We start from the raw sequence: 22,031 nt of genomic DNA on the forward strand, positions 1-22,031 counted from the left end.
CCCGGATCCGACGGGCCGTCAGGACGCCTCTGACGTCCCCGCCTTCACCCACTTCTGGCCGCCGAGCGGGAACTCGTAGGCCGGGCGCCCGTTGTTGCCGCTCGTGCGGAAGGGCCGGCCCTTGTCGTCCACGGTCAGCGTGCCCTGCCTGCTGCCGCTGGACCACCGCAGCTCCAGGTACCAGCTGACGTCGTAGGCGGAGGCGTCGGCCTGGACGTAGTAGACCTCCGGGTCCGACTCGCTCACCTTGAACGGGAAGTCGTCCTGGCCCGCCTCCGGCACGAGGGCGGGCCGCACCGCGTCCAGGGCGACGGTGAAGAACCGCTCCGGCACTCCGCCGCCGCAGCCCACGCCCGGATAGCCCATGGCGTAGTCGTTCCAGGCGAGCGGCGCGCGCTTGCCCGCCATCCGGACCGTCAGCCCCTTGAGGACCACGGTCTCGTCACCGGTCCCCTGCACGGTGACCTTCAGCATCTGCTGCCCGGACGGCACGGCGTCCATCGCCGCCACCCAGCCCGGCGCGTCCTGCTCCAGCGGCGGCGGGACCACGCGGTCCGGCGGCTGATTCACCAGGTAGTGCTGCGAGCAGGGGTCCAGCCAGGCGTGCGGCTCGGTGTTCACGGTGAGCGGGGCCGGTCCGGTGGCGGGTGCGGTGTCGCGGCCCGGGCGAGCGGCGCCGGTGGCCGAGGCGGTGGCACCGGCGGACCCGGAGGACCCGGCGACGGTTCCCTTCCCCGGGCCTTCGCCCTTCCCTTGCGTTCCCTTCCCCTCATCGGGGCCGGGACGGGCGGAGACACGGCCCGAGGGCGGCACGGAGCCCACCGCGGAACCGTCCGGCCGCGCGCTCCCTTCCGACACGGCCGCCGGTCCGCGCCGCCCGTCGCCGTCGGTCCCCCCGGACGGCACGGCCACGGCGAGACCGACCCCGCCCAGGACGACGGCCGCGGCGACGCCGGCCAGGACGGCGGGACGCGGACGGCGCGCACGCCGCCCGGCGGCGACCCTGCCGGCCCTCACCTCCGCGGGCTTCGGCCCGGCTCCCGGATCCTCCTGAGCCTCCTGATCGCCCTGAGCCCTCCGGTCCCCTTCATCTTCCTGCGCCCCCTGCGGAGCATCTCCCGCTGCCGGTCCCGGAGCCCCCTCCGCGGACACCCCCGGCACCGAACGCCGCTCCCCGGACGCCTCGTCGGCCCGCCCGGCGCCCTCATCCGCTCGCCCCGCGCCCCCGACCACATCGCCCCCGGCGCCCTCGGCCGCCCCGGCCCCAGCGCCCTCAAGCACTCCGGCCCCGGCCGCCGCAGCCGTCCCGGACCCGGGCACGCCGGCAGCCGCCGCCGCCTTCCGCCCCCGCCCCGCATCCGCCAGCACCCACCGCCGGTGCAGCTCCACCAGTTCCTGGGGCGACGCCTTGCACAGCCGGGCGAGCCGCTCCACGGGCGCGTAGTCGGCCGGTACGGCGTCCCCGTTGCAGTACCGGTGCAGCGTCGACGTACTCATGTGCAGCCGCTTGGCGAGCACCCCGTAGCTCAGCCCGGAACGCTCCTTCAACTCCCCCAGCAGCGCCGCGAAATCGGCCGCAGCCGTGCTCTCCGACACCTGTCCTCCCGCCCCCGTGTCCCGTTCCGCCGTTCCAGGGAACGGCCGTTTCCCCTGGTCAAAGGCTGTGCGGGCGTTCCAGCATCCCGGATCGCCCGCCGGATGTGGCGGCCGGGACGGAACACCCCACAAGCTCTGGTCATCCAAGCACGCCGCTCCCGGCCCGCCGGTCGAGCGACCCGCCTGGGCCCACATCCCACCTGCCTTTGTCCGAAAGGAACCCAGCCATGCGCAAGTACCACGCCCTCCCCGTCGCCCTCCTGGCCGCCCTCGCCCTCACGGCGTGCGAGGACGGCACGGGCACGCAGAACGAGGGCGCCGCGGCGAGCGCGTCGGTCGCGCCCGGTGCGAGCACCGCCGGGGACCGCCCCGCGGCGGAGCCCACGAAGGGCACCGCGAAGGACACCGCGAACGCATCCGTCACCGGGAACGCACAGCAGACCTCCCAGGGCGCGAAGGGCGCGAAGGGCACCACCGGCACGCCGGCCGCGAAGGCCACCGGGACGGCCGGCAAGCCCGCCGGCGAGACGCGCGTCATCTGCAACGGCTCCAACACCACCGTCACGGCCCAGGAGGTGCCCCGCCCGCTCAACCACATGCTGATCACGGTCAAGAACACCGGCTCGAAGACCTGCGACCTCACCTACTACCCGGTGCTGCGCTTCGACGAGATGCAGTGGGCCCCGAGCCCGATCGAGGACTCCCAGCCGCAGGCGGTGACGACCCTGGCCCCCGGTGAGTCCGGCTACGCGGGTGTCCTGCTGTCGGCGGCCGACGGCAGCGGCGAGGCCGGCACCACCGGCCGCAAGCTCACGGTCGGCTTCCAGGGCGGCACGCCCAACAGCAGCGGCGGCCCCTCGGCCATCCCGTCCCTGCCGGCCAAGGGCGTGTACTACGACAGCACGCTCACGGTCACGTACTGGCTGCGCGACATGGACCAGGCCCTGTCGTACTGAGCCCGGCCCGCCGTCCTACTGATCCCTCAGCTTCTGGGCCACCTCGGTGGCCCAGTAGGTGAGGATGTTCCGCGCCCCGGCCCGCCGGATCCCGGTCAGGGTCTCCAGGATCGCCCGGTCGCGGTCGATCCAGCCCTTCTCGGCGGCGGCCTCGATCATCGAGTACTCGCCGGAGATCTGGTAGGCGGCGACGGGCACGTCCACGGCGTCCGCGACCCGGGCGAGGATGTCCAGGTAGGGCCCGGCCGGCTTGACCATCACCATGTCGGCGCCCTCCTCCAGGTCGAGGGCGAGCTCGCGCAGGGACTCGCGCGCGTTGGCCGGGTCCTGCTGGTAGGTCTTGCGGTCCCCCTGGAGCGAGGAGCCGACGGCCTCGCGGAAGGGCCCGTAGAAGGCGGAGGCGTACTTCGCGGTGTAGGCGAGGACGGCGACGTCCTCCCGCCCGATCTGGTCCAGGGCGTCCCGGACGACGCCGATCTGGCCGTCCATCATGCCGCTGGGGCCGACCACATGGGCCCCGGCGTCGGCCTGCACCTGGGCCATCTCGGCGTACCGCTCCAGGGTCGCGTCGTTGTCGACCCGCCCCTGCGCGTCCAGCACCCCGCAGTGGCCGTGGTCGGTCGTCTCGTCGAGGCACAGGTCGGACATGACGAGCAGGTCGTCGCCGACCTCGGCGCGCACGTCCCGCAGGGCGACCTGGAGGATGCCGTCCGGGTCGGTACCCGGCGTCCCGAGCGCGTCCTTCTTCGACTCCTCCGGCACACCGAAGAGCATGATCCCGGAGATCCCCGCGGCGACGGCCTCGGCGGCGGCCTTCTTCAGACTGTCCCGGGTGTGCTGCACGACCCCGGGCATGGCCCCGATCGGCACCGGTTCGCTGACGCCCTCGCGCACGAAGGCCGGAAGGATGAGATCGGCCGGGTGCAGCCGGGTCTCGGCGACCATCCGACGCATCACGGGGTTGCTCCGCAGCCGCCGCGGCCGCGCACCGGGAAATGATCCGTACGTCGTCATGCCCTCTACGCTACGCCCGCCCCCGGAGCCCCGATGCCGACGCACTGTCGGCGGGGCGGCCGGGCCCGCACGGCCCCGCCATGCGCCCGCAACCCCCGGGGTCCATCCTGAAATCAGCAAGGAGACAAGGACAGGACCCCGACGGCCCGCCACCCCCTCGCCGCCGCCGTCCCTCCGTACCCGCCCCCACGGAGGACGCGATGACCGCCCCCCACCGCACCCCCGACCTCTTCGCCCTCTCGGAGATCTCCGGCCCCGTCCTGCGCCCCGGCGACGACGCCTACGCCGACGAGGTCACCGGCTTCAACCTGGCCTCCCTGCACACCCCGGACGTCGTCGTGGGAGCCACCGGCACCGACGACGTCGTCGCCGCGATGCGCTGGGCCCACGCCACCCACACCCCCGTCGCCGTCCAGGCCACCGGCCACGGCGCCAACTTCCCCATCGCACAGGGCCTGCTGATCACCACGTCCCGTATGACGGACGTCCAGGTCGACCCGGCCACCCGCACCGCCAGGATCGCCGCGGGCGCCAAGTGGAGCCACGTGATGGCGGCCTGCGCGCCGCACGGCCTGGCCGGACTCTGCGGCACCTCCACCGACGCGGGCGTGATCGGCTACACCCTCGGCGGCGGACTGCCCGTCCTCGGCCGGGCCTACGGCTACGCCGCCGACCTGGTCCGCTCGTTCCAGGTCGTCACCCCGGACGGCCGCCTGCGCGAGGCGGACGCCCACCACGAACCGGAACTGTTCTGGGCGCTGCGCGGCGGCAAGGGCAACGTCGGGGTGGTCACCTCACTGGTCACCGAACTGCTCCCGCTCGCCCGCCTCTACGGCGGCGGCCTGCACTACGACGCCGCACACGCGGAGGCCGTGCTGCACGCCTGGTCGGACTGGACCCGCACGGTCCCGGACGCGATGGGCAGCATGTTCTCGGTGCTCCGCCTGCCGCCCATCCCCCAGATCCCGGAGCCCCTGCGCGGCGGTTTCTGGGCCCGGGTGGCGATCGCCTGGCCGGGCGACACGGCCGAGGGCGAGGCACTGATCGCCCCGCTGCGCCGAGCGGCCCCCGTGGCCGTCGACCTGGTGGAGGAGATGGACTACGCGGCCCTGGACCGCATCCACATGGAACCGCAGGACCCGCTGCCGGCCCGGGAGTGCTGCATGCTCCTGCGCGACCTGCCCCCCGAGGCCATGGCCGCGTTCCTGGAGCAGATCGGCCCCTCGGCGGGCGCCGGCCATCCCCTGCTGGTCGCCTCGCTGCGCCACATGGGCGGCGCGCTCGCCCGCCCGGCCCCCGTGGAGGACGCCGTCTGCGCCCGCGACGCCCGGTACTTCATGGAGTCGGTCGGCATCATCCCGGCGCCGCCCGTGGCCGAGGCCGTCGAACAGGCCACGCGCCGCCTCTACACGGCGATGGCCCCGTACGGCACCGGCCGCACCATGGTCAACATCCACGGCACGCCCGGCGACGAACAGGACATCGCCCGCGCCTGGACCCCGGAGGTCTACACACGCCTGCGCCACGACAAGGCCACCTACGACCCGGACAACCTGCTGCGCTACGGCCACGCGGTGACCCCCGCGTAGCCGCAGCCCGCCCGGGCGGATCCGCCCGAGCCACCGAGCCACCGAGCCACCGGCCGGATGGTCCACCCGGGGCACCGAGCCACCGGCCGGATGGTCCACCCGGGTCACCGAGCCACCAGCCGGGCAGTCCGGCCGGGTCACCGGCCGCCACCAGCCGGGCGGATAGGCCCGGGCCACCGGCCTCCACCAACCGAGCAGCCCGCCCACACCACCGGCCGCCACCGGCCGGGCAGGCGCCTAGGTCGTCGACCGACGCCGCCGCGCCCCCGGCCGCCGCTCGCTCGGCCGGGTGACCGGGTCGCCGGCCTCCAGCGCCGCGGCCCGCCGCTTCGCGCCGAAGTCGGCCAGCGCCTCGGCCAGCTTGAGCACGGACGGCTCCGGAGCCATGACGTCCACCCGCAGCCCGTGCTCCTCGGCGGTCTTCGCCGTGGCCGGGCCGATACAGGCGATCACCGTGACGTTGTGCGGCTTGCCGGCGATGCCGACCAGGTTCCGCACGGTGGAGGACGACGTGAACAGCACGGCGTCGAAGCCACCGCCCTTGATCGCCTCGCGGGTCTCCGCCGGCGGCGGCGAGGCCCGCACGGTCCGGTAGGCCGTGACGTCGTCGACCTCCCAGCCGAGCTCGATCAGCCCGGCGACCAGCGTCTCCGTGGCGATGTCGGCGCGCGGCAGGAAGACCCGGTCGATCGGGTCGAACACCGGGTCGTAGGGCGGCCAGTCCTCCAGCAGCCCGGCGGCCGACTGCTCGCCGCTCGGCACCAGGTCCGGCTTCACGCCGAAGGCGATCAGCGCCTTGGCGGTCTGCTCGCCCACGGCCGCGACCTTGATGCCCGCGAAGGCGCGTGCGTCGAGCCCGTACTCCTCGAACTTCTCCCGCACGGCCTTGACCGCGTTCACCGAGGTGAAGGCGATCCACTCGTAGCGGCCGGTGACCAGGCCCTTGACCGCGCGCTCCATCTGCTGGGGCGTGCGCGGCGGCTCGACGGCGATCGTCGGCACCTCGTGCGGCACGGCCCCGTACGACCGCAGCTGGTCGGAGAGCGACACCGCCTGCTCCTTGGTCCGCGGCACGAGCACCTTCCAGCCGAACAGCGGCTTGGACTCGAACCACGCGAGCTGGTCGCGCTGGGCGGCGGCGGAACGCTCCCCGACCACGGCTATCACCGGCCGGCCGCCCTCGGGCGAGGGCAGCACCTTGGCCTGCTTCAGCGTCTGCGCGATCGTGCCGAGCGTGGCGGTCCAGGTGCGCTGCCGGGTGGTCGTCCCGGCGACGGTGACCGTCATCGGGGTGTCCGGCTTGCGCCCGGCGGAGACGAGCTCGCCGGCCGCCGCCGCGACGGAGTCCAGCGTCGTGGAGACGACGACCGTGCCGTCCGAGGCGCCCACCTCCGTCCAGCACCGGTCCGAGGCCGTCCGCGCGTCGACGAACCGCACGTCCGCGCCCTGCGCGTCGCGCAGCGGCACACCGGCGTACGCGGGCACGCCGACGACGCTCGCGACCCCGGGGACCACCTCGAAGGGCACCCCGGCGGCGGCGCAGGCCAGCATCTCCTCGGCCGCGTACGTGTCGAGGCCCGGGTCACCGGACACCGCACGCACGACCCGCCTGCCGCCCCGCGCGGCCTCCATGACAAGATGTGCGGCATCCCGCACCACGGGGACGGGCGCGGTGGTTGACGTGCCGTCAACTACCGTCAGCTGGGGCGTTCCTGTGCCCGGAGCCGGTTCCTGGGAAGGATCCGCGTCCGTGTGCACCTCGGAGACGCCCTGCCTGGCGTGCTGACGTACGACGTCGAGCACTTCGTGCTCGGCGACGAGAACGTCCGCGTTGGCCAGTGCCTCGACGGCGCGCAGAGTCAGCAGTCCCGGATCTCCGGGTCCGGCACCCAGGAAGGTGACGTGCCCGTGTTCAGGACCGGCGGAAAGGGCGGTGGGGCTCACTGTGCTCGCTCCCCCATCAGACCGGCCGCGCCCTGGGCGAGCATCTCGGCCGCGAGTTCGCGACCGAGCGCCGTTGCCCCGTCGTGCGTCTCGGGCACGGGACCGGTGGTGGACAGCTGCACCATGCGCGTGCCGTCGGTGGTCCCGACGACGCCGCGCAGGCGCATTTCCTTGAAAGTCTGCAGGTCGGCCTGGGGGTCCCCGCGCTCCAGCGGAGCCGAGAGCGGGGGCAGGTCGGCCAGCGCGCCCACGGGGGCGCTGCAGCCGGCCTCCAGGGCGGCGAGCAGTGACCGCTCGGCCGTCACGGCGATCCGCGTGAACGGGTCGTCGAGTTCGGCGAGCGCGGCGACGAGGTCCGCGTCGGCCGCGGTGCACTCGATCGCCAGGGCCCCCTGGCCGGGGGCGGGCAAAACCGTGTCGACCGACAGGAAGTCGGTCACCTCGTCGCCGCGGCCGATCCGGTTCAGCCCGGCGGCGGCCAGCACGACGGCGTCGAGCTCGCCCTTGCGCACGAACCCGATGCGGGTGTCGACGTTGCCGCGGATCGGGACCGTCGCTATGTCCAGGCCGTGGCTGCGCGCGTACGCGTTGAGCTGGGCCGCGCGGCGCGGCGAACCGGTGCCGATGCGGGCCCCGGAGGGCAGGTCGGTGAGCTTCAGCGCGTCCCGGGCGACGATCACGTCGCGCGGGTCCTCGCGCTCGGGCACGGCGGCCACGACGAGTTCGTCGGGCTGCGTGGTCGGCAGGTCCTTCAGCGAGTGCACGGCGAAGTCGACCTCGCCCCTGAGCAGCGCGTCGCGCAGGGCGGTGACGAACACGCCGGTGCCGCCGATCTGGGCGAGCGCCTCACGCGAGACGTCGCCGTACGTGGTGATCTCGACGAGTTCCACGGGCCGCCCGGTCACCCGGGTCACGGCCTCGGCCACCTGCCCGGACTGGGCCATGGCGAGTTTGCTCCGCCGGGTGCCGAGCCTCAGCGCCTTGTCAGTCATGCCGGGCCTCGGTCTCTCTGGGTGGTGCTGTCCTCGGCCCGGGAGACGGCGGCCACCGTCTCGGGGTCGAGGTCGAACAGGGTGCGCAGCGCGTCCGCGTACCCGGCGCCGCCGGGCTCGGCCGCGAGCTGCTTGACCCGCACGGTCGGCGCGTGCAGCAGCTTGTCGACCACGCGCCGCACGGTCTGGGTGATCTCCGCCCGGTGCTTGTCGTCGAGGCCGGGCAGCCGTCCGTCCAGGCGGGCGATCTCGCTGGCCACGACATCGGCGGCCATGGTGCGCAGGGCGACCACGGTCGGCGTGATGTGCGCGGCCCGCAGGGCCGCCCCGAAGGCCGCGACCTCGTCGGAGACGATACGCCGGACCTGGTCCACATCGGCAGCCATCGGAGCGTCGGCGGAGGCCTCCGCGAGCGACTCGATGTCCACCAGCCGCACCCCGGCCAGCCGGTGCGCGGCCGCGTCGATGTCGCGCGGCATGGCGAGGTCCAGCAGGAACAGCACGGGTTCGGGCCGCTGCGGCTCCTCGGCCGGCTCGGGCCGGCGCCGCTCGGGGATGCGCCCGACGGTGGCGACGGTCGCGGCGAGCGCGGCGATGGCCTCGGTGTCGGCGGCCGGGTCGAGCGTGCCGGGGCGCGCCGGGGCCGCGGCCCGCTGGCCGCCGCCGGCCGTGCCGTTGTCGACCCACGCCGCGTGCTGCTCCAGGTCGGCGGCGGCCATCCCGGCCACGGCGGCCTCGCCCAGCACGGAGAACCCGGCGGTGCCCTGCACCGCGGAGAGGTCCAGCGGGCAGCCCTCGTCGCCGCCGGGGCCGGTCGCGGGCTGCGCGCCCGGACGCGTGCCCGGCCCGGCCGCGCCTCCGGTTCCGCCCGGCGCCTCCGGTCCGTCGCCGCCGGCCGGCGGTACGGGCGCACGGCCCTCGACGGCCCGGGCGACCGCCTCGGCGGTGAGGACCAGGCCCGTCGCGCCGGTGCAGGAGACGGCGACGTCGGCACGTGTCAGCTCGACCGGCACCGATTCCATCGGGACCGCGCGGGCCAGCACGTCCGTGTCGTCGCCCTCGCTCAGGATCTGCGCGAGCCGCTCGGCGCGGTCGAAGGTGCGGTTGGCGACGACGAGTTCGGCGACCCCGGCCCGCGCGAGCGTGGCCGCGGCCAGCGAGGACATCGACCCGGCCCCGATGACCAGGGCCTTCTTGCCCTTGGCCCACTCCTGGACGTCGCCGCCGCGGGCCAGCTGCTCCAGGCCGAAGGTGACCAGGGACTGGCCGGCGCGGTCGATGCCGGTCTCGGAGTGGGCGCGCTTGCCGACGCGCAGGGCCTGCTGGAACAGGTCGTTCAGCAGCCGGCCGGCGGAGTGCAGCTCCTGCGCCCGGGCCAGGGAGTCCTTGATCTGGCCGAGGATCTGCCCCTCGCCGACGACCATCGAGTCCAGGCCGCAGGCCACCGCGAACAGGTGGTGGACGGCCCGGTCCTCGTAGTGCACGTAGAGATAGGGAGTGAGTTCCTCCAGGCCGACCCCGCTGTGCTGGGCGAGCAGCGTGGACAGCTCGGCGACCCCGGCGTGGAACTTGTCCACGTCGGCGTAGAGCTCGATGCGGTTGCAGGTGGCGAGCACCGCGGCCTCGCTCGCCGGTTCGGCGGCGACGGTGTCCTGGAGCAGCTTGACCTGGGCGTCCGCGCTGAGCGAGGCCCGCTCGAGGACGCTGACCGGGGCGCTGCGGTGGCTGAGTCCGACGACGAGGAGGCTCATGCCGGCATCACGGCGGGCATGTCCCCGTCGGGTCCCTGGTCGGCGGACTCGCTGCGAGCGGCGGCGGCCGGGACACCGCCGTCGGAGGCGGCGGCCTCCTCGCCGGCCTTGCGCTGCTCGTGGAAGGCGAGGATCTGCAGCTCGATGGAGAGGTCGACCTTGCGCACGTCGACGCCGTCGGGCACGGACAGCACGGTCGGCGCGAAGTTCAGGATGGAGGTGACACCGGCGGCCACGAGCCGGTCGCAGACGGCCTGGGCGGCGCCGGCGGGGGTGGCGATGACACCGATCGACACGCCGTTGTCCTGGATGATCTTCTCCAGGTCGTCGGAGTGCTGCACCGGGATCCCGGCGACGGGCTTGCCGGCCATGGCCGGGTCGGCGTCGATCAGCGCGGCGACCCGGAATCCGCGGGAGGCGAACCCGCCGTAGTTGGCGAGGGCGGCGCCCAGGTTGCCGATACCGACGATCACGACCGGCCAGTCCTGGGTGAGCCCCAGCTCGCGGGAGATCTGGTAGACGAGGTACTCGACGTCGTAGCCGACACCCCTGGTGCCGTACGAGCCGAGGTACGAGAAGTCCTTGCGCAGCTTCGCGGAGTTGACCCCCGCCGCGGCCGCGAGCTCCTCGGAGGAGACCGTGGGCACCGAGCGCTCCGACAGTGCGGTCAGCGCGCGGAGGTACAGCGGAAGCCGGGCGACGGTGGCCTCGGGAATCCCTCGGCTGCGGGTCGCCGGTCGGTGAGTTCGGCCAGTTGCCACGGTGCTCCTGCGGGTAGAGCGGGGCTGTAGGCGGTCATACGTCCCTACATGACCGCCCCGTCGAATGCAGGCTATGTCTTTGTGAACGCGTGCACAAAGATGGTGTCCGATTTGCCCGCCCAACGTGACCGGGCTCACGCGCCCCCGGCGCACGTGTGGGGAACCGGCGCACAGGCACCACCGTTCCTTGTCTTCTGGGGGCAAAACCACACACTTCCTCAGTGAATCCCGCCCCCGAGACCAAGTCGCCATCGATCCTAAGCGACGTTCCGGCCACTTTGTACTGCTCGGTCAGTCGGTGCACCGGCCGGCTCAGTCGGTCAGCGCCCTGCGCAGGCGCTCCTCGTTCACGCGCCAGAACGTGTGCTGGTCGCCGTCCACCAGCACGACGGGGATCTGTTCCCAGTACCGGTCGTGCAGTTCCGGGTCCTCGGTGATGTCCTTCTGCTCCCACGGGACGCCGAGGTCACCGCACACCTTCTCCACGACGACCTGTGCGTCATCACACAGATGACACCCGGGCTTGCGGATCAGCGTGACGAGCCGGTCCCGAGGGGGCTTGCGACGGAAGAGAGGGCTCATTCCGCCATTGTCGCGCGCCCGCGAACGAGGGGAAGACCCTCGCGGGACCAGCGGACACGCCGGACGCGCCCGTCCCGCACGGCATCTTTAACGGCACGCTCGCCGAGAGTTCACAGGGTCCAAACCTCTCGACTCCGGAACCCCCGAACAAACTGGCTATGCTCACGCCATGGCCGCTCTCGGATGGCTCACCCCCCGTAGGCGCTCCGCCACGGCGCGGAGCGTTTTGGCAGGCGAGGCCTCGGCGGAGGCAGCACGCAAGTCCTCCCAGGAAGTCGCAGGCACGACCGAGGAACCGCAGTTCCCGGTGCACGGCGACGACCGGGCCGCCGCCTTCTTCGACCTGGACAACACCGTCATGCAGGGCGCCGCCCTGTTCCACTTCGGCCGGGGCCTGTACAAACGGAAGTTCTTCGAGACCCGCGAGCTCGCCCGCTTCGCCTGGCAGCAGGCGTGGTTCCGGCTGGCCGGCGTCGAGGACCCCGAGCACATGCAGGAGGCCCGCGAGTCGGCCCTGTCCATCGTCAAGGGCCACCGCGTCGCCGAACTCCAGTCGATCGGCGAGGAGATCTACGACGAGTACATGGCCGAGCGCATCTGGCCCGGCACCCGCGCCCTCGCCCAGGCCCACCTGGACGCCGGGCAGAAGGTGTGGCTGGTCACGGCCGCCCCGGTAGAGATCGCCACGGTCATCGCCCGCCGCCTCGGCCTGACCGGCGCCCTGGGCACCGTCGCCGAGTCCGTCGACGGCGTCTACACCGGCAAACTCGTCGGCGAGCCGCTGCACGGCCCCGCCAAGGCCGAGGCCGTCCGCGCCCTCGCCCTCGCGGAGGGCCTCGACCTGCGCCGCTGCGCCGCCTACAGCGACTCGCACAACGACATCCCGATGCTCTCCCTGGTCGGCCACCCCTACGCCATCAACCCCGACTCCAAGCTGCGCAAGCACGCCCGCGAGCTGGACTGGCGCCTGCGCGACTACCGCACCGGCCGCAAGGCCGCGAAGGTCGGCATCCCCGCCGCCGCGGGGGTCGGCGCGGTGGCGGGCGGCACGGCCGCCGCCATCGCCCTGCACCGCCGCCGCCGCTGACGGCCGATCAAAGCGGGACACCTTCGTTTACGGGATGACAAACCCCGTAAATCCAACTGGCGTACCCCCACAACCCCGTGTCCAGTCCTCTTGGCTGGACACGGCCACAACACGCCCTGGACTCCGCCCCGATCCGAACCGTTCCGATCAACAATCGCTCATACCCCGGTACTTGATCGGGCGTCATTCGGTTAGGGAAGCGACGCAATCGATGATTTGAGCAACTCGGTGTAGCAGGGCCTGCACGAAGCGTTATTCTCCTCAGACGCAAACCGGTACCCCTCCGTCGCTACGACGGGTGAAAGGTCCCGCACTGCACGTGATGGAAGCTCTGCCTCTGGGAGTCCCGTGTACCCACACGTCGGGGTTGACGCCTCGGGCCTGGCTACGCTGCGCGCAACGGTCCTCGACCTGTTGCGCGGCTTCGTCCCCACCGCGTACGCCGTCCCCGCATTCGCCACCGCCGCGCCCGTCGGCCCGTGCTACGCACTGGCCGACGGCAGCGCCGCGGTCGGCAGACGAGGCCGCCCGTCCGGGGCGGCCACCGCCCGCCGCCCGGCGGCGGACAGCGACAGCGCCCGGATGATGGACCTCGTCGAGCGCGCCCAGGCCGGCGAGGCCGACGCCTTCGGCCGCCTCTACGACCAGTACAGCGACACCGTGTACCGGTACATCTACTACCGGGTCGGAGGAAAGGCGACCGCCGAGGACCTCACCAGTGAGACCTTTCTGCGCGCCCTGCGCCGCATCGGCACGTTCACCTGGCAGGGCCGCGACTTCGGCGCCTGGCTCGTGACCATCGCCCGCAACCTCGTCGCGGACCACTTCAAGTCCAGCCGCTTCCGGCTGGAGGTCACCACCGGCGAGATGCTCGACGCCAACGAGGTCGAGCGCTCCCCCGAGGACTCCGTCCTGGAGTCCCTGTCCAACGCCGCCCTGCTCGACGCGGTGCGCCGGCTCAACCCACAGCAGCAGGAGTGCGTGACGCTCCGCTTCCTTCAGGGCCTCTCCGTCGCGGAGACCGCCCGCGTGATGGGCAAGAACGAGGGCGCCATCAAGACCCTCCAGTACCGGGCCGTCCGTACCCTCGCCCGGCTCCTCCCGGAAGACGCCCGCTGACCGCCCCGCACGCACGGCGACCGTCAACTCACCCTCCGTAAAAGCCGGTTGACTTCGACATCCGATCCTCCGGCGTCCGTAACCCAAGTGCCGTGCCGCTCGTTGTGCGGGATGCAGGCTCCCTGTGGTCACCCCCTGGCCGAGTTCGATCACCCGATCGTGTGGTCGTGGTCAGGGCGTGCAACCCTCAGGACCCCCTGGGGAGTCGACCGTGATGACGAGAGGAGGTGCCGCCAGTGATCGCGAACGTATCGGCGCACCGGCGGGCGAACGCCTTCGCCCAGGCCCTGGAGGAGCAGTCCGAGCCGGGCACGGCGGCCGAGCAGTCCGAGGGTTCGGCACCGGCCCCGGCAGCCGCGGAAGCGACCGAAGGGGCACGCCTGCTGGCGCTCGCCTCCGGTCTCGGCGCGCTGCCCAAGCCGGAGCTGGATCCTGAGATCAAGGTCGTCCAGCGGGCCCAGCTGGTGGCCGCGTTCGAGGCCATGCTCCAGGAGGGCACCGCGGGAGGCGGGGCGACGGACCGCGCGGTCCCCGAGCAGCGCTCCACCCGCGCCCGCGGCGCCCACCGCGCGAGTTCCCTGAAGAAGTTCCGGCCGCGGTCCCGGCTCGCCAAGGGCCTCACCGCGGGCGGACTGAGCGTCGGCGTGGCCGCGAGCGCCTTCGGCGGTGTCTCCGCCGCCAGCTCGGACGCCCTGCCCGGCGACTCGCTCTACGGCCTCAAGCGCGGCATCGAGGACGTCAAGCTCGGCCTCGCCGACGGGGCGGACGAGCGCGGCCGGGTCTACCTCGACCACGCCTCCACGCGCCTCAGCGAAGCCCGCCGGCTGATGGAGCGCGGCCGCAGCGGCCCCCTGGACCACGAGTCCCTCGGCGAGATCCGCCGCGCCCTGTCCGGGATGCGGCACGACGCCTCCGAGGGCCACCGGCTGCTGAGCGAGGCGTACCAGCGCGACCCGGACTCGCTCGGCCCCATCCAGGCCCTGTCGGCGTTCTCCCGCTCCCACCGCGCGGCCTGGGGCGAACTGCGCGAGAGACTCCCCGTCCAGCTCGGGGACGTCAGCGACCAGGTGTCGTCGGTGTTCGACGCCATAGAGGAGGACGTCGCCCCGCTGCGGTCCCTGCTGCCCGAGCCCCCGGTCACCGGCGGCGGCGACGGCAGCCGGCAGGGCGCCTCCGAGTCGGCGCCAAGCGGTTCCTCCGGCAGCGACCGCTCGACGCGCCCCAGCGACGGCGGCGGCCGCCACAGCGAGGAAGGCCGTACCGGCAGCGGCAGCCCCAGCCGCTCGGCCGGCTCCGGCAAGGACGACGACGGCCTGCTCGGCGGCAGCACCGGCGGCCTGCTCGACCCGCCGAAGGACACCGAGTCCAGCACCTCACCGTCAGCGGACGGCACCACTCCCGCCCCCGAGCCGGATGTGACGCTCCCGCCGCTCCTGCCGGGCCTGCTGCCCGGTCTGGGCATCGACAGCGAGGACGCCGACTGACGGCGGCATGACAGCGAGGGCGCCCCTTCCGGCAAGGGGCGCCCTCGTCGTCGTACGCGCGGGATCGGAAGAGCGCGGGATCAGAAGAACACCGAACGCCGCTGCACCAGCAGCTTGTACAGCGTGTGCTGGATCTGCTCCCGGACCTGGTCGGTCAGGTTGAACATCAGCATCGGGTCCTCGGCCGCCTCCGGCGGATAGCCGTCCGTCGGGATCGGCTCGCCGAACTGGATCGTCCACTTGGTCGGCAGCGGGATCGCCCCGAGCGGGCCCAGCCACGGGAAGGTCGGCGTGAGGGGGAAGTACGGGAAGCCCAGCAGCCGGGCCACCGTCTTGGCGTTGCCGATCATCGGGTAGATCTCCTCGGCCCCGACGATCGAGCAGGGGATGATCGGCGTCCCGGCGCGCAGGGCCGTGGAGACGAAACCGCCGCGGCCGAAGCGCTGCAGCTTGTAGCGGTCCGAGAACGGCTTGCCGAGGCCCTTGAAGCCCTCCGGCATCACCCCGACCAGCTCGCCCTGCTCCAGCAGCCGGGAGGCGTCCTCGGCGCACGCCAGGGTGTGACCGAGCTTGCGGGCCAGCTCGTTGACCACCGGCAGCATGAACACCAGGTCCGCGGCGAGCAGCCGCAGGTGCCGGCCCGCCGGGTGGTTGTCGTGCACGGCGACCTGCATCATCAGGCCGTCCATCGGCAGCGTCCCCGAGTGGTTGGCGACGATCAGGGCGCCGCCCTCCGAGGGGATGTTCTCGACGCCCTTCACCTCGACCCGGAAGTACTTCTCGTACACCGGGCGCAGCAGGGACATCAGGACCTGGTCGGTGAGTTCCTCGTCGTAGCCGAAGTCGTCGACCTCGTAGTCACCGGTGAGGCGGCGGCGCAGGAAGGACAGGCCGCCCGCGATCCGCCTCTCCAGGCCGTCCTCGCCGTCCGGGACCCGCCCCGGCGACCGCTGTTCCTCTGCCGTCACCGGAACATCATCCTGCTCAGCGGCCCTGGTGGGCAGGGGCTGCACCTCCCGGACCGGCGCGGACTCCGCGCCCGCGCGGCGGTTCCCCCCGCTCCGGCGCCGCTGGGGGCGCTGCGCGGCGCTCCCCCGGGACCGGTCGTCGTCGAACGGAATGACCTTGGCGTCCGCCATCGTTGATGCGCTCCTCAGTTGGCGCTCTGCGTCGGGGGCCGGCCACCGCCCGCGAGGGGCAGGGCGGCGATCCGGTCGACGGCCGCCGCCACGGCCTCCGGCGGAAGCAGTCCGGGGCCCTGGCTGCGGGCGAAGTCCGAGAATGTCTCCGCGGTGGTGTACTTGGGCTGGAATCCCAGCGTCTCGCGCATCTGGACCGTCGACACGACCCTGCCGTGGGTGAGCAGCCGGATCTGCTCGGGCGAGAAGTCCGACATGCCCAGCGTACGCACCAGCGTGCCCGCCCAGGTGACCGCCGGGAGGGGCAGGGGCGCGGTGGGACGCCCGAGGCGCCGGGAGCACTGGGACAGCAGCAGCACGCCGTCGCCGGCGATGTTGAAGGTGCCGCTGTTGAGGGTGCCCCGCCGCGGCTCGTGCGAGGCCAGACGCAGTACCTCGATCACGTCGTCCTCGTGCACGAACTGCAGCCGCGGGTCGTAGCCGAACACCGTCGGCAGCACCGGCAGCCCGAAGTACGAGGCGAGCGGGGTGTCCGCGGCCGGGCCGAGGATGTTGGCGAACCGCAGCACGCAGACCGCCACGTCGGGCCGGCGGCGCGCGAAGCCCCGCACATAGCCCTCCACCTCGACGGTGTCCTTGGCGAAGCCGCCGCTGGGCAGGGACTTGGGCGGGGTCGTCTCGGTGAACACGGCCGGATCCCGCGGTGCCGAACCGTAGACGTTCGTACTGGACTTCACGACCAGCCGCTGCACGGCCGGGGACTTCTGGCAGGCACCGAGCAGCTGCATGGTGCCGATGACGTTGGTCTCCTTCAGGGAGGCCCGGTTGCCGCTGCCCAGCGGCGTGCCCGTCACGTCGAGGTGGACGATCGTGTCGGCGCCGGTCTCGGCGAGCACCCGGGCGATGCCGGGCTGCCGGATGTCGGCCTGGACGAAGTCCGCGCCCCCCAGGTGGTGCTCCGGCGGCACCGCGTCCACGGCGACGACCCGGTCCACCTCGGGGTCACGCTGGATCCGCCGGACGAACCGGCCCCCCAGCTGGCGGGCCACTCCGGTGACGAGCACGACCTTGCCCAAGATCAGCGCCTTCCTTCCAGAAAACCTCTTGTCCCGCCGCGTTCCCCCGTGCAGCCAACTTAGCGGGTCGGTGCCGCCCTGTGAGGACCGCACGAGGCGCGAAGTGACGGAAGCCAGCCGGACGTACGAGGGCGCCGGGCGGACATGCGTGTGGCCCCCCACCGGTGGTGGGGGGCCACAGCAACGCTGTCGCGGCGTCCGCGTCGCGAACTTACTTCTTGTTGCGACGCTGAACGCGCGTGCGCTTGAGCAGCTTGCGGTGCTTCTTCTTAGCCATCCGCTTGCGCCGCTTCTTGATAACAGAGCCCACGACTACCCTCGCTCACTTCTCATCACTCGGTTGTTTGGGCGCCATGGGCCCACACGACCTACGAGGGGCTAGCCTACCCGCCCGAGCGCTGAGGTCGTAATCGAGGGGGCCGGAGTGATCCCGAGTGCCCTGTGAGGGACCACCCCGCCCCAGCCGTCAGGCGGTGTCCACCCCCACGTAACTCTCGCGGAGGTACTCGTGAACCGCTTGCTCCGGGACGCGGAAGGACCGCCCCACACGGATCGCGGGCAGATGACCGCTGTGCACCAGCCGGTACACGGTCATCTTCGACACTCGCATCACCGAGGCGACTTCCGCCACGGTAAGGAACTGAACCTCGTTCAGAGGCCTCTCGCCAGCTGCAGCCATGACACACCTGAACCTTCCGCACTCGACGGCCACCGGCTTCCCCTTCCGGTGACTCTTCGTCGCTGCGTGCTCACTCCCCAATGTAGGGGCGGGTGATGCGAGTGGGGAAGAGGTGCACCCATCGGCGGCCTACTGTGACAGACACGCCCGATTGAGTACGTAGCGGGTAAGCGGCAGGTAGTAATCGGACCGCACGCCGTCATCAAGTGGAACGGCGACGGACACGGACCCCTCGGCCTCCCCCACGAACGGCGCGGGGTCGTCCGCATCGGCCGGCCCGATGGCCTCGAACCCCAGCTGACCTGCCCCGCAGACCCAGCCGTGGTCCCCGATGACCAACCCGGGCAGAGGCCCTCCCGCCTCTGCGGCGGCGGCCAGGACGGTACGAACCGGGAGGGGTGAGTGCGTATGTGCGCCGGGCTCACAACCGGGGCGTTCCCCGCCGGGGGCCCGCACCAGCGCGACTCCTCGTACGTAGGCGAGGTTGTACGTGCGTAGACCGAACCGGGTCGTTATGTCGACACAGCGACCCTGCGCGGGGGTGAGGACGGCACATCCCGCCGCCGACAGCGCGTCTGCCAGAGCGGCGTAGAAACCGAGCAGCCGGTGCGGGTGACCGGTACCGAGCAGCACGGGCGTGCCCCGCCGGGCCGCCTCGGCGAGACGGTCCGCGAAGGCGTCCAGCGCGGCCACCGTCCGGCCCGGGTCGATCACGTCCTGGCCGGACGTCCGGCGGAGATCGGCCGGCACGCCACACCGGTCGGCCATCAACGCGACCACGTCCCGCTGGTCCCAGGCGCCTTCCGGATCGATCCCGAGCAGCACGCGCGGGTCCCGGGCGGCGAAGAGACGGTAGCGGCGCAGACTCGCCTCCCGCGTGGTCGCCACGACCCCGGCCAGGCGCGCGCCGACCAGATGTGCACGAAGGGCTTCGGGGGTCAGCACACGGCGATCGTGCGCGACCGGGCCCTCACATGTCCCCGGAACGCCGGAACACCGCACGGTCGGCGTAGCCCTCCCGAGGCCCGTCCCGCACCGGGCCGCTCACGCCAGCAGGCCGCGCAGCGGGAACACCGCCCGCCGGGTCGCCAGCACCGCCTGGTCCAGCCGGTCGGCCGGGTCGTAGCCCTCCTCCCAGCCGGCCCACCGCACGGGCCAGCGGCCGTCCGTCATCCGCGCGGGCGCCAACTGCCGCGTCCGGGCGAACACTTCCTGCCGCCAGCTCTCGGGGATCACCGTCTCGGGCGCCACGTCCCTGCCCGCCGCGATCGCGACCAGATGCGTCCACGACCTCGGCACGACGTCCACCACCGCGTAGCCGCCCCCGCCCAGGGCCACCCAGCGCCCGCCGGCGTGCTCGTGCGCCAGGTCGTGACAGGCCACCTGCACCGCCCGCTGCGCGTCCAGCGACACCGCCAGGTGGGCCAGCGGGTCCTCGAAGTGCGTGTCCGCCCCGTGCTGCGTCACGAGCACCTGCGGCCGGAAGTCGGCGATCAGCTCCGGCACCACCGCGTGGAACGCCCGCAGCCACCCGGCGTCCCCGGTCCCGGCCGGCAGCGCCACGTTCACCGCCGAGCCCTCAGCCGACTCCGCGCCGGTCTCCTCCGGCCACCCGGTCTGCGGGAACAGCGTCCGGGGGTGCTCGTGCAGCGAGATCGTCAGCACCCGCGGATCGTCCCAGAACGCCGCCTGCACCCCGTCCCCGTGGTGCACGTCGACGTCGACGTACGCGACCCGCTCCGCCCCCAGCTCCAGCAGCCGGGCGATGGCCAGCGAGGCGTCGTTGTAGATGCAGAACCCGGACGCGCCGCCCGGCATCGCGTGGTGCAGTCCGCCCGCGAAGTTCACCGCGTGCAGCGCCTCACCCCGCCACACGGCCTCCGCCGCCCCCACCGACTGCCCGGCGATCAGCGACGACACCTCGTGCATCCCCGCGAACGCCGGATCGTCCATCGTCCCCAGCCCGTACGACTGGTCCGCCGCACCCGGATCCGCCGACGCCGCCCGCACCGCCGCGATGTAGTCCTCCCGGTGGACGAGCCGCAGCGTCGACTCCCCGGCCGCCTTCGCGGCGACCACCTCCACCTCCCGGTCCAGCCCGAAGGCGTCGACCAGCCTCCGGGTCAGGGCGAGCCGGACCGGGTCCATCGGATGCCCCGAGCCGAAGTCATAGCCCGTTACTGCCTCGTCCCACATCAGCTGTGCGCGGCCGCTCATGCCCGCCACCGTATCGGTCCGGCCGAGGCGCGAACGACCGGGCGTACACCAGCGTCACCAGCACCAACACCATCGGCACGAGCATGGCCCCGCGGTAGCTCCACAGATCGCCCAGCGCACCCACCAACGGCGAACCGACCAGGAACCCCACGTAGTTGAAGATGTTCAGCCGCGCCACCGCCGCGTCCGAAGCCCCCGGGAACAGCCTCCCGGCCGCGGCGAAGGTCTGCGGCACCAGCACGCACAGCCCCAGGCCCAGCAGCGTGAACCCCAGCATCCCCACCCACGCCCCCGGCGCCCCGGCCACCACGGCGAACCCCACCGCGGCCACCAGCGCCCCGCCCCGCACCACCGCCACCGCCCCGAACCGCCGCACCCCGAAGTCCCCGATCGCCCGCCCCAGCAGCGTGGTGACCATGTACACGTTGTACGGCACGGTCGCCATCTGCTCCGAACTGCCCAGCACGTCCTGCAGATACTTGGCACTCCAGTTGGAAACGGTGGAGTCCCCGATGTAGGCGACGGTCATCACCAGACACAGCGGCAGCAGCCACCTGAAGACGACGACCTGCCCCTCGCCGCCCTTGTCCCCCTCCACGGGCGCCGGGCTCCGGTCGTCGACGTACCAGCGGCTCCCCAGCAGCACCGCGGGCAGCAGCACGGCCACGACCGGCAGATACGACACCCACAGCGCCAGCCCCCAGTGCGCCCCGGCCCACGCCAGCGAGGCCCCGACGATCCCGCCGAGGCTGTAGGCCGCGTGGAAACTGAGCATGATGCTGCGCCCGTACGACCGCTGCAGGCTCACGCCGAGCATGTTCATCGACGCGTCGAGCATCCCGACGGCGAGCCCGAACGCGGCGAGCGCCACCGCCAGCTCCCCCAGCCGCTCGCCGGCGCCGACCCCGAGCAGCGCCAGCAGCACGACGGGCTGCGACCACCGCAGCAGCCGGCTCGGCGGGACGCGCTTCACCAGCCGCTCGGTGCTCACACTGCCGACCCCGGCGAGGACGGGCACGGCGGCCAGGAACGCCGGCAGCAGCGCGTCGGAGACGCCGTACCGGTCCTGGATGGCCGGAATCCGCGTCACGAGCAGAGCGAAGGCGACTCCCTGCACGAGGAAGCCGAACGCCAGCGAGCCCCTGCCGCGCCGCAGCACATCAGTCATGGCGGCGAGCGTAGGGCCCCGGCCTACCGGTGGGTAGATCCGGTCAAAGATGAATTCGGTTCAGCTTCCGCCGGTGTCACGTGAGCAGGCCGGGCAGCTCTCCCATGTCGGAGAAGAGCCGCTCGGCCCCGGCCAGCCGCTCCGCCGGCGTCATGGCGGTGAACCCGTACACGTCCATCCCGGCCGCCATCGCCGCCTGCACCCCCAGTGGGCTGTCCTCGACGACGGCACACCGCTCCGGAGCGACCCCCATCCGCTCGGCCGCGTACAGGAACAGATCCGGCGCCGGCTTCCCCCGGCCCACGTCCTGCGAGCTGAAGATCCGCCCCTCGTCGAACCACCGGTCGAGCCCCGTCGTCCGGTGCCCCACCCGGATCCGCTCATGGCTCCCGGACGACGCCACGCAGTACGGCACGGAGTCGGCGACCAGCTTCTGCAGCACCTCCTCGACACCGGGAACCGGCTTGAGCTCCTGCTCGAAGGCCGCGAAGACCCGGGCGTGGAAGACGTCGTCGAAGTCGGCCGGCAGCCGCTGCCCGGTCCGTTCGGCCACCAGGTCGTGCACGCGGTGCATGGCGGCGCCCATGTAGTCGCGCAGGGAGTCCTCGTAGGTGGTCGGGTGCCCGAGCTCGGTCAGATAGGCGGCCAGGAGCCCGTTGGAGATGGGCTCGCTGTCGACGAGCACACCGTCGTTGTCGAAGATCACGAGGTCATAGCGCATACGTCGACCCTAAACGCAGAAAACCCCCGTATCTTTCGATACGGGGGTTTTCCCAATGATTGTTCGGCGGCGTCCTACTCTCCCACAGGGTCCCCCCTGCAGTACCATCGGCGCTGTAAGGCTTAGCTTCCGGGTTCGGAATGTAACCGGGCGTTT

The 22,031-nt window shown here is 72.7% G+C and carries 20 protein-coding genes and 1 rRNA gene; 5 read left to right on the plus strand and 16 right to left on the minus strand.

The window, feature by feature from the left end:
* Positions 1 to 18 precede the first annotated feature (18 nt).
* Positions 19 to 1,596 carry a helix-turn-helix domain-containing protein gene (locus ACF07N_RS11475; protein ID WP_392111000.1) on the minus strand — a complete coding sequence of 526 codons (1,578 nt, stop codon included), beginning with the start codon at positions 1,594 to 1,596 and terminating at the stop codon, positions 19 to 21.
* Positions 1,597 to 1,823: 227 nt separating this feature from the next.
* Here ACF07N_RS11475 and ACF07N_RS11480 point away from each other — a divergent pair, with 227 nt between their 5' ends.
* Entirely contained in the window at positions 1,824 to 2,552 is a 729-nt protein-coding gene (locus ACF07N_RS11480; RefSeq protein WP_392111003.1) for a DUF4232 domain-containing protein, read from the plus strand.
* A gap of 15 nt (positions 2,553 to 2,567) precedes the next feature.
* Here ACF07N_RS11480 and hemB read toward each other — a convergent pair whose 3' ends face one another.
* Complete coding sequence (hemB, locus tag ACF07N_RS11485) at positions 2,568 to 3,566, minus strand: porphobilinogen synthase (protein ID WP_383336660.1); 999 nt, start codon at positions 3,564 to 3,566, stop codon at positions 2,568 to 2,570.
* 200 nt (positions 3,567 to 3,766) lie between these two features.
* On the opposite strand from hemB, the gene ACF07N_RS11490 reads away from it, so the two are divergent.
* On the plus strand, positions 3,767 to 5,155 hold the full coding sequence (locus ACF07N_RS11490; protein WP_392111006.1) for an FAD-binding oxidoreductase: 1,389 nt from the start codon (positions 3,767 to 3,769) through the stop codon (positions 5,153 to 5,155).
* Positions 5,156 to 5,392: 237 nt separating this feature from the next.
* On the opposite strand, the gene ACF07N_RS11495 is transcribed toward ACF07N_RS11490, so the two are convergent.
* From ACF07N_RS11495 to ACF07N_RS11515, 5 genes are all read right to left on the minus strand, one after another.
* Entirely contained in the window at positions 5,393 to 7,099 is a 1,707-nt protein-coding gene (locus ACF07N_RS11495) for a uroporphyrinogen-III synthase (protein ID WP_383336656.1), read from the minus strand.
* Positions 7,096 to 8,091, minus strand: coding sequence for a hydroxymethylbilane synthase (gene hemC / locus ACF07N_RS11500; RefSeq protein ID WP_383336104.1), 996 nt, complete (start codon positions 8,089 to 8,091; stop codon positions 7,096 to 7,098). Before hemC ends, ACF07N_RS11495 begins: the two co-directional genes overlap by 4 nt.
* Positions 8,088 to 9,842, minus strand: coding sequence for a glutamyl-tRNA reductase (locus ACF07N_RS11505; RefSeq protein WP_392111010.1), 1,755 nt, complete (start codon positions 9,840 to 9,842; stop codon positions 8,088 to 8,090). Before ACF07N_RS11505 ends, hemC begins: the two co-directional genes overlap by 4 nt.
* Positions 9,839 to 10,603, minus strand: coding sequence for a redox-sensing transcriptional repressor Rex (locus ACF07N_RS11510; protein WP_363122645.1), 765 nt, complete (start codon positions 10,601 to 10,603; stop codon positions 9,839 to 9,841). The genes ACF07N_RS11505 and ACF07N_RS11510 overlap by 4 nt, the downstream gene beginning before the upstream one ends.
* A 312-nt stretch (positions 10,604 to 10,915) precedes the next feature.
* A complete protein-coding gene (locus tag ACF07N_RS11515) occupies positions 10,916 to 11,185 on the minus strand; it encodes a glutaredoxin family protein (RefSeq protein ID WP_383336102.1) in 270 nt (89 codons plus the stop codon).
* A 169-nt stretch (positions 11,186 to 11,354) separates the two neighbouring features.
* On the opposite strand from ACF07N_RS11515, the gene ACF07N_RS11520 reads away from it, so the two are divergent.
* From ACF07N_RS11520 to ACF07N_RS11530, 3 genes are all read left to right on the plus strand, one after another.
* Complete coding sequence (locus tag ACF07N_RS11520) at positions 11,355 to 12,272, plus strand: HAD family hydrolase (protein WP_383336101.1); 918 nt, start codon at positions 11,355 to 11,357, stop codon at positions 12,270 to 12,272.
* Between the two features lie 348 nt (positions 12,273 to 12,620).
* Complete coding sequence (locus ACF07N_RS11525; protein WP_031117141.1) at positions 12,621 to 13,391, plus strand: ECF subfamily RNA polymerase sigma factor, BldN family; 771 nt, start codon at positions 12,621 to 12,623, stop codon at positions 13,389 to 13,391.
* A 236-nt stretch (positions 13,392 to 13,627) separates the two neighbouring features.
* A complete protein-coding gene (locus tag ACF07N_RS11530; RefSeq protein WP_392111015.1) occupies positions 13,628 to 14,875 on the plus strand; it encodes a DUF5667 domain-containing protein in 1,248 nt (415 codons plus the stop codon).
* An 80-nt stretch (positions 14,876 to 14,955) separates the two neighbouring features.
* Here ACF07N_RS11530 and ACF07N_RS11535 read toward each other — a convergent pair whose 3' ends face one another.
* The 9 genes from ACF07N_RS11535 to rrf form a co-directional block, all read right to left on the minus strand.
* Positions 14,956 to 16,014, minus strand: coding sequence for a lysophospholipid acyltransferase family protein (locus tag ACF07N_RS11535; protein ID WP_392111018.1), 1,059 nt, complete (start codon positions 16,012 to 16,014; stop codon positions 14,956 to 14,958).
* A 14-nt stretch (positions 16,015 to 16,028) separates the two neighbouring features.
* On the minus strand, positions 16,029 to 17,090 hold the full coding sequence (locus ACF07N_RS11540; RefSeq protein WP_383336098.1) for an NAD-dependent epimerase/dehydratase family protein: 1,062 nt from the start codon (positions 17,088 to 17,090) through the stop codon (positions 16,029 to 16,031).
* Between the two features lie 211 nt (positions 17,091 to 17,301).
* Complete coding sequence (locus ACF07N_RS11545; RefSeq protein ID WP_003948845.1) at positions 17,302 to 17,400, minus strand: 30S ribosomal protein bS22; 99 nt, start codon at positions 17,398 to 17,400, stop codon at positions 17,302 to 17,304.
* A gap of 156 nt (positions 17,401 to 17,556) precedes the next feature.
* On the minus strand, positions 17,557 to 17,769 hold the full coding sequence (locus ACF07N_RS11550; protein WP_157842153.1) for a helix-turn-helix domain-containing protein: 213 nt from the start codon (positions 17,767 to 17,769) through the stop codon (positions 17,557 to 17,559).
* A 129-nt stretch (positions 17,770 to 17,898) separates the two neighbouring features.
* Complete coding sequence (locus tag ACF07N_RS11555; RefSeq protein WP_383336097.1) at positions 17,899 to 18,714, minus strand: phosphatase; 816 nt, start codon at positions 18,712 to 18,714, stop codon at positions 17,899 to 17,901.
* Positions 18,715 to 18,813: 99 nt separating this feature from the next.
* Positions 18,814 to 19,986, minus strand: a complete 1,173-nt coding sequence (locus tag ACF07N_RS11560) for an acetoin utilization protein AcuC (RefSeq protein ID WP_392111022.1) — start codon at positions 19,984 to 19,986, stop codon at positions 18,814 to 18,816.
* Positions 19,937 to 21,154, minus strand: a complete 1,218-nt coding sequence (locus ACF07N_RS11565; protein ID WP_392111025.1) for an MFS transporter — start codon at positions 21,152 to 21,154, stop codon at positions 19,937 to 19,939. Before ACF07N_RS11565 ends, ACF07N_RS11560 begins: the two co-directional genes overlap by 50 nt.
* 76 nt (positions 21,155 to 21,230) lie before the next feature.
* Entirely contained in the window at positions 21,231 to 21,875 is a 645-nt protein-coding gene (locus ACF07N_RS11570; protein WP_392111028.1) for an HAD family hydrolase, read from the minus strand.
* A 61-nt stretch (positions 21,876 to 21,936) separates the two neighbouring features.
* A 5S ribosomal RNA gene (rrf, locus tag ACF07N_RS11575) occupies positions 21,937 to 22,031 on the minus strand; the annotation flags it as partial.

The sequence above is a fragment of the Streptomyces sp. NPDC015242 genome (genome assembly GCF_043079125.1).
Taxonomy (GTDB): domain Bacteria; phylum Actinomycetota; class Actinomycetes; order Streptomycetales; family Streptomycetaceae; genus Streptomyces.

Coding starts and splice junctions, on each gene's coding strand:
- ACF07N_RS11480 (WP_392111003.1), top strand. CDS start 1,824: ATGCGCAAGTACCACGCCCTCCCCGTCGCCCTCCTGGCCGCCCTCGCC.
- hemB (WP_383336660.1), bottom strand. CDS start 3,566: ATGACGACGTACGGATCATTTCCCGGTGCGCGGCCGCGGCGGCTGCGG.
- ACF07N_RS11490 (WP_392111006.1), top strand. CDS start 3,767: ATGACCGCCCCCCACCGCACCCCCGACCTCTTCGCCCTCTCGGAGATC.
- hemC (WP_383336104.1), bottom strand. CDS start 8,091: ATGACTGACAAGGCGCTGAGGCTCGGCACCCGGCGGAGCAAACTCGCC.
- ACF07N_RS11505 (WP_392111010.1), bottom strand. CDS start 9,842: ATGAGCCTCCTCGTCGTCGGACTCAGCCACCGCAGCGCCCCGGTCAGC.
- ACF07N_RS11515 (WP_383336102.1), bottom strand. CDS start 11,185: ATGAGCCCTCTCTTCCGTCGCAAGCCCCCTCGGGACCGGCTCGTCACG.
- ACF07N_RS11520 (WP_383336101.1), top strand. CDS start 11,355: ATGGCCGCTCTCGGATGGCTCACCCCCCGTAGGCGCTCCGCCACGGCG.
- ACF07N_RS11535 (WP_392111018.1), bottom strand. CDS start 16,014: ATGGCGGACGCCAAGGTCATTCCGTTCGACGACGACCGGTCCCGGGGG.
- ACF07N_RS11550 (WP_157842153.1), bottom strand. CDS start 17,769: ATGGCTGCAGCTGGCGAGAGGCCTCTGAACGAGGTTCAGTTCCTTACC.
- ACF07N_RS11560 (WP_392111022.1), bottom strand. CDS start 19,986: ATGAGCGGCCGCGCACAGCTGATGTGGGACGAGGCAGTAACGGGCTAT.
- ACF07N_RS11565 (WP_392111025.1), bottom strand. CDS start 21,154: ATGACTGATGTGCTGCGGCGCGGCAGGGGCTCGCTGGCGTTCGGCTTC.
- ACF07N_RS11570 (WP_392111028.1), bottom strand. CDS start 21,875: ATGCGCTATGACCTCGTGATCTTCGACAACGACGGTGTGCTCGTCGAC.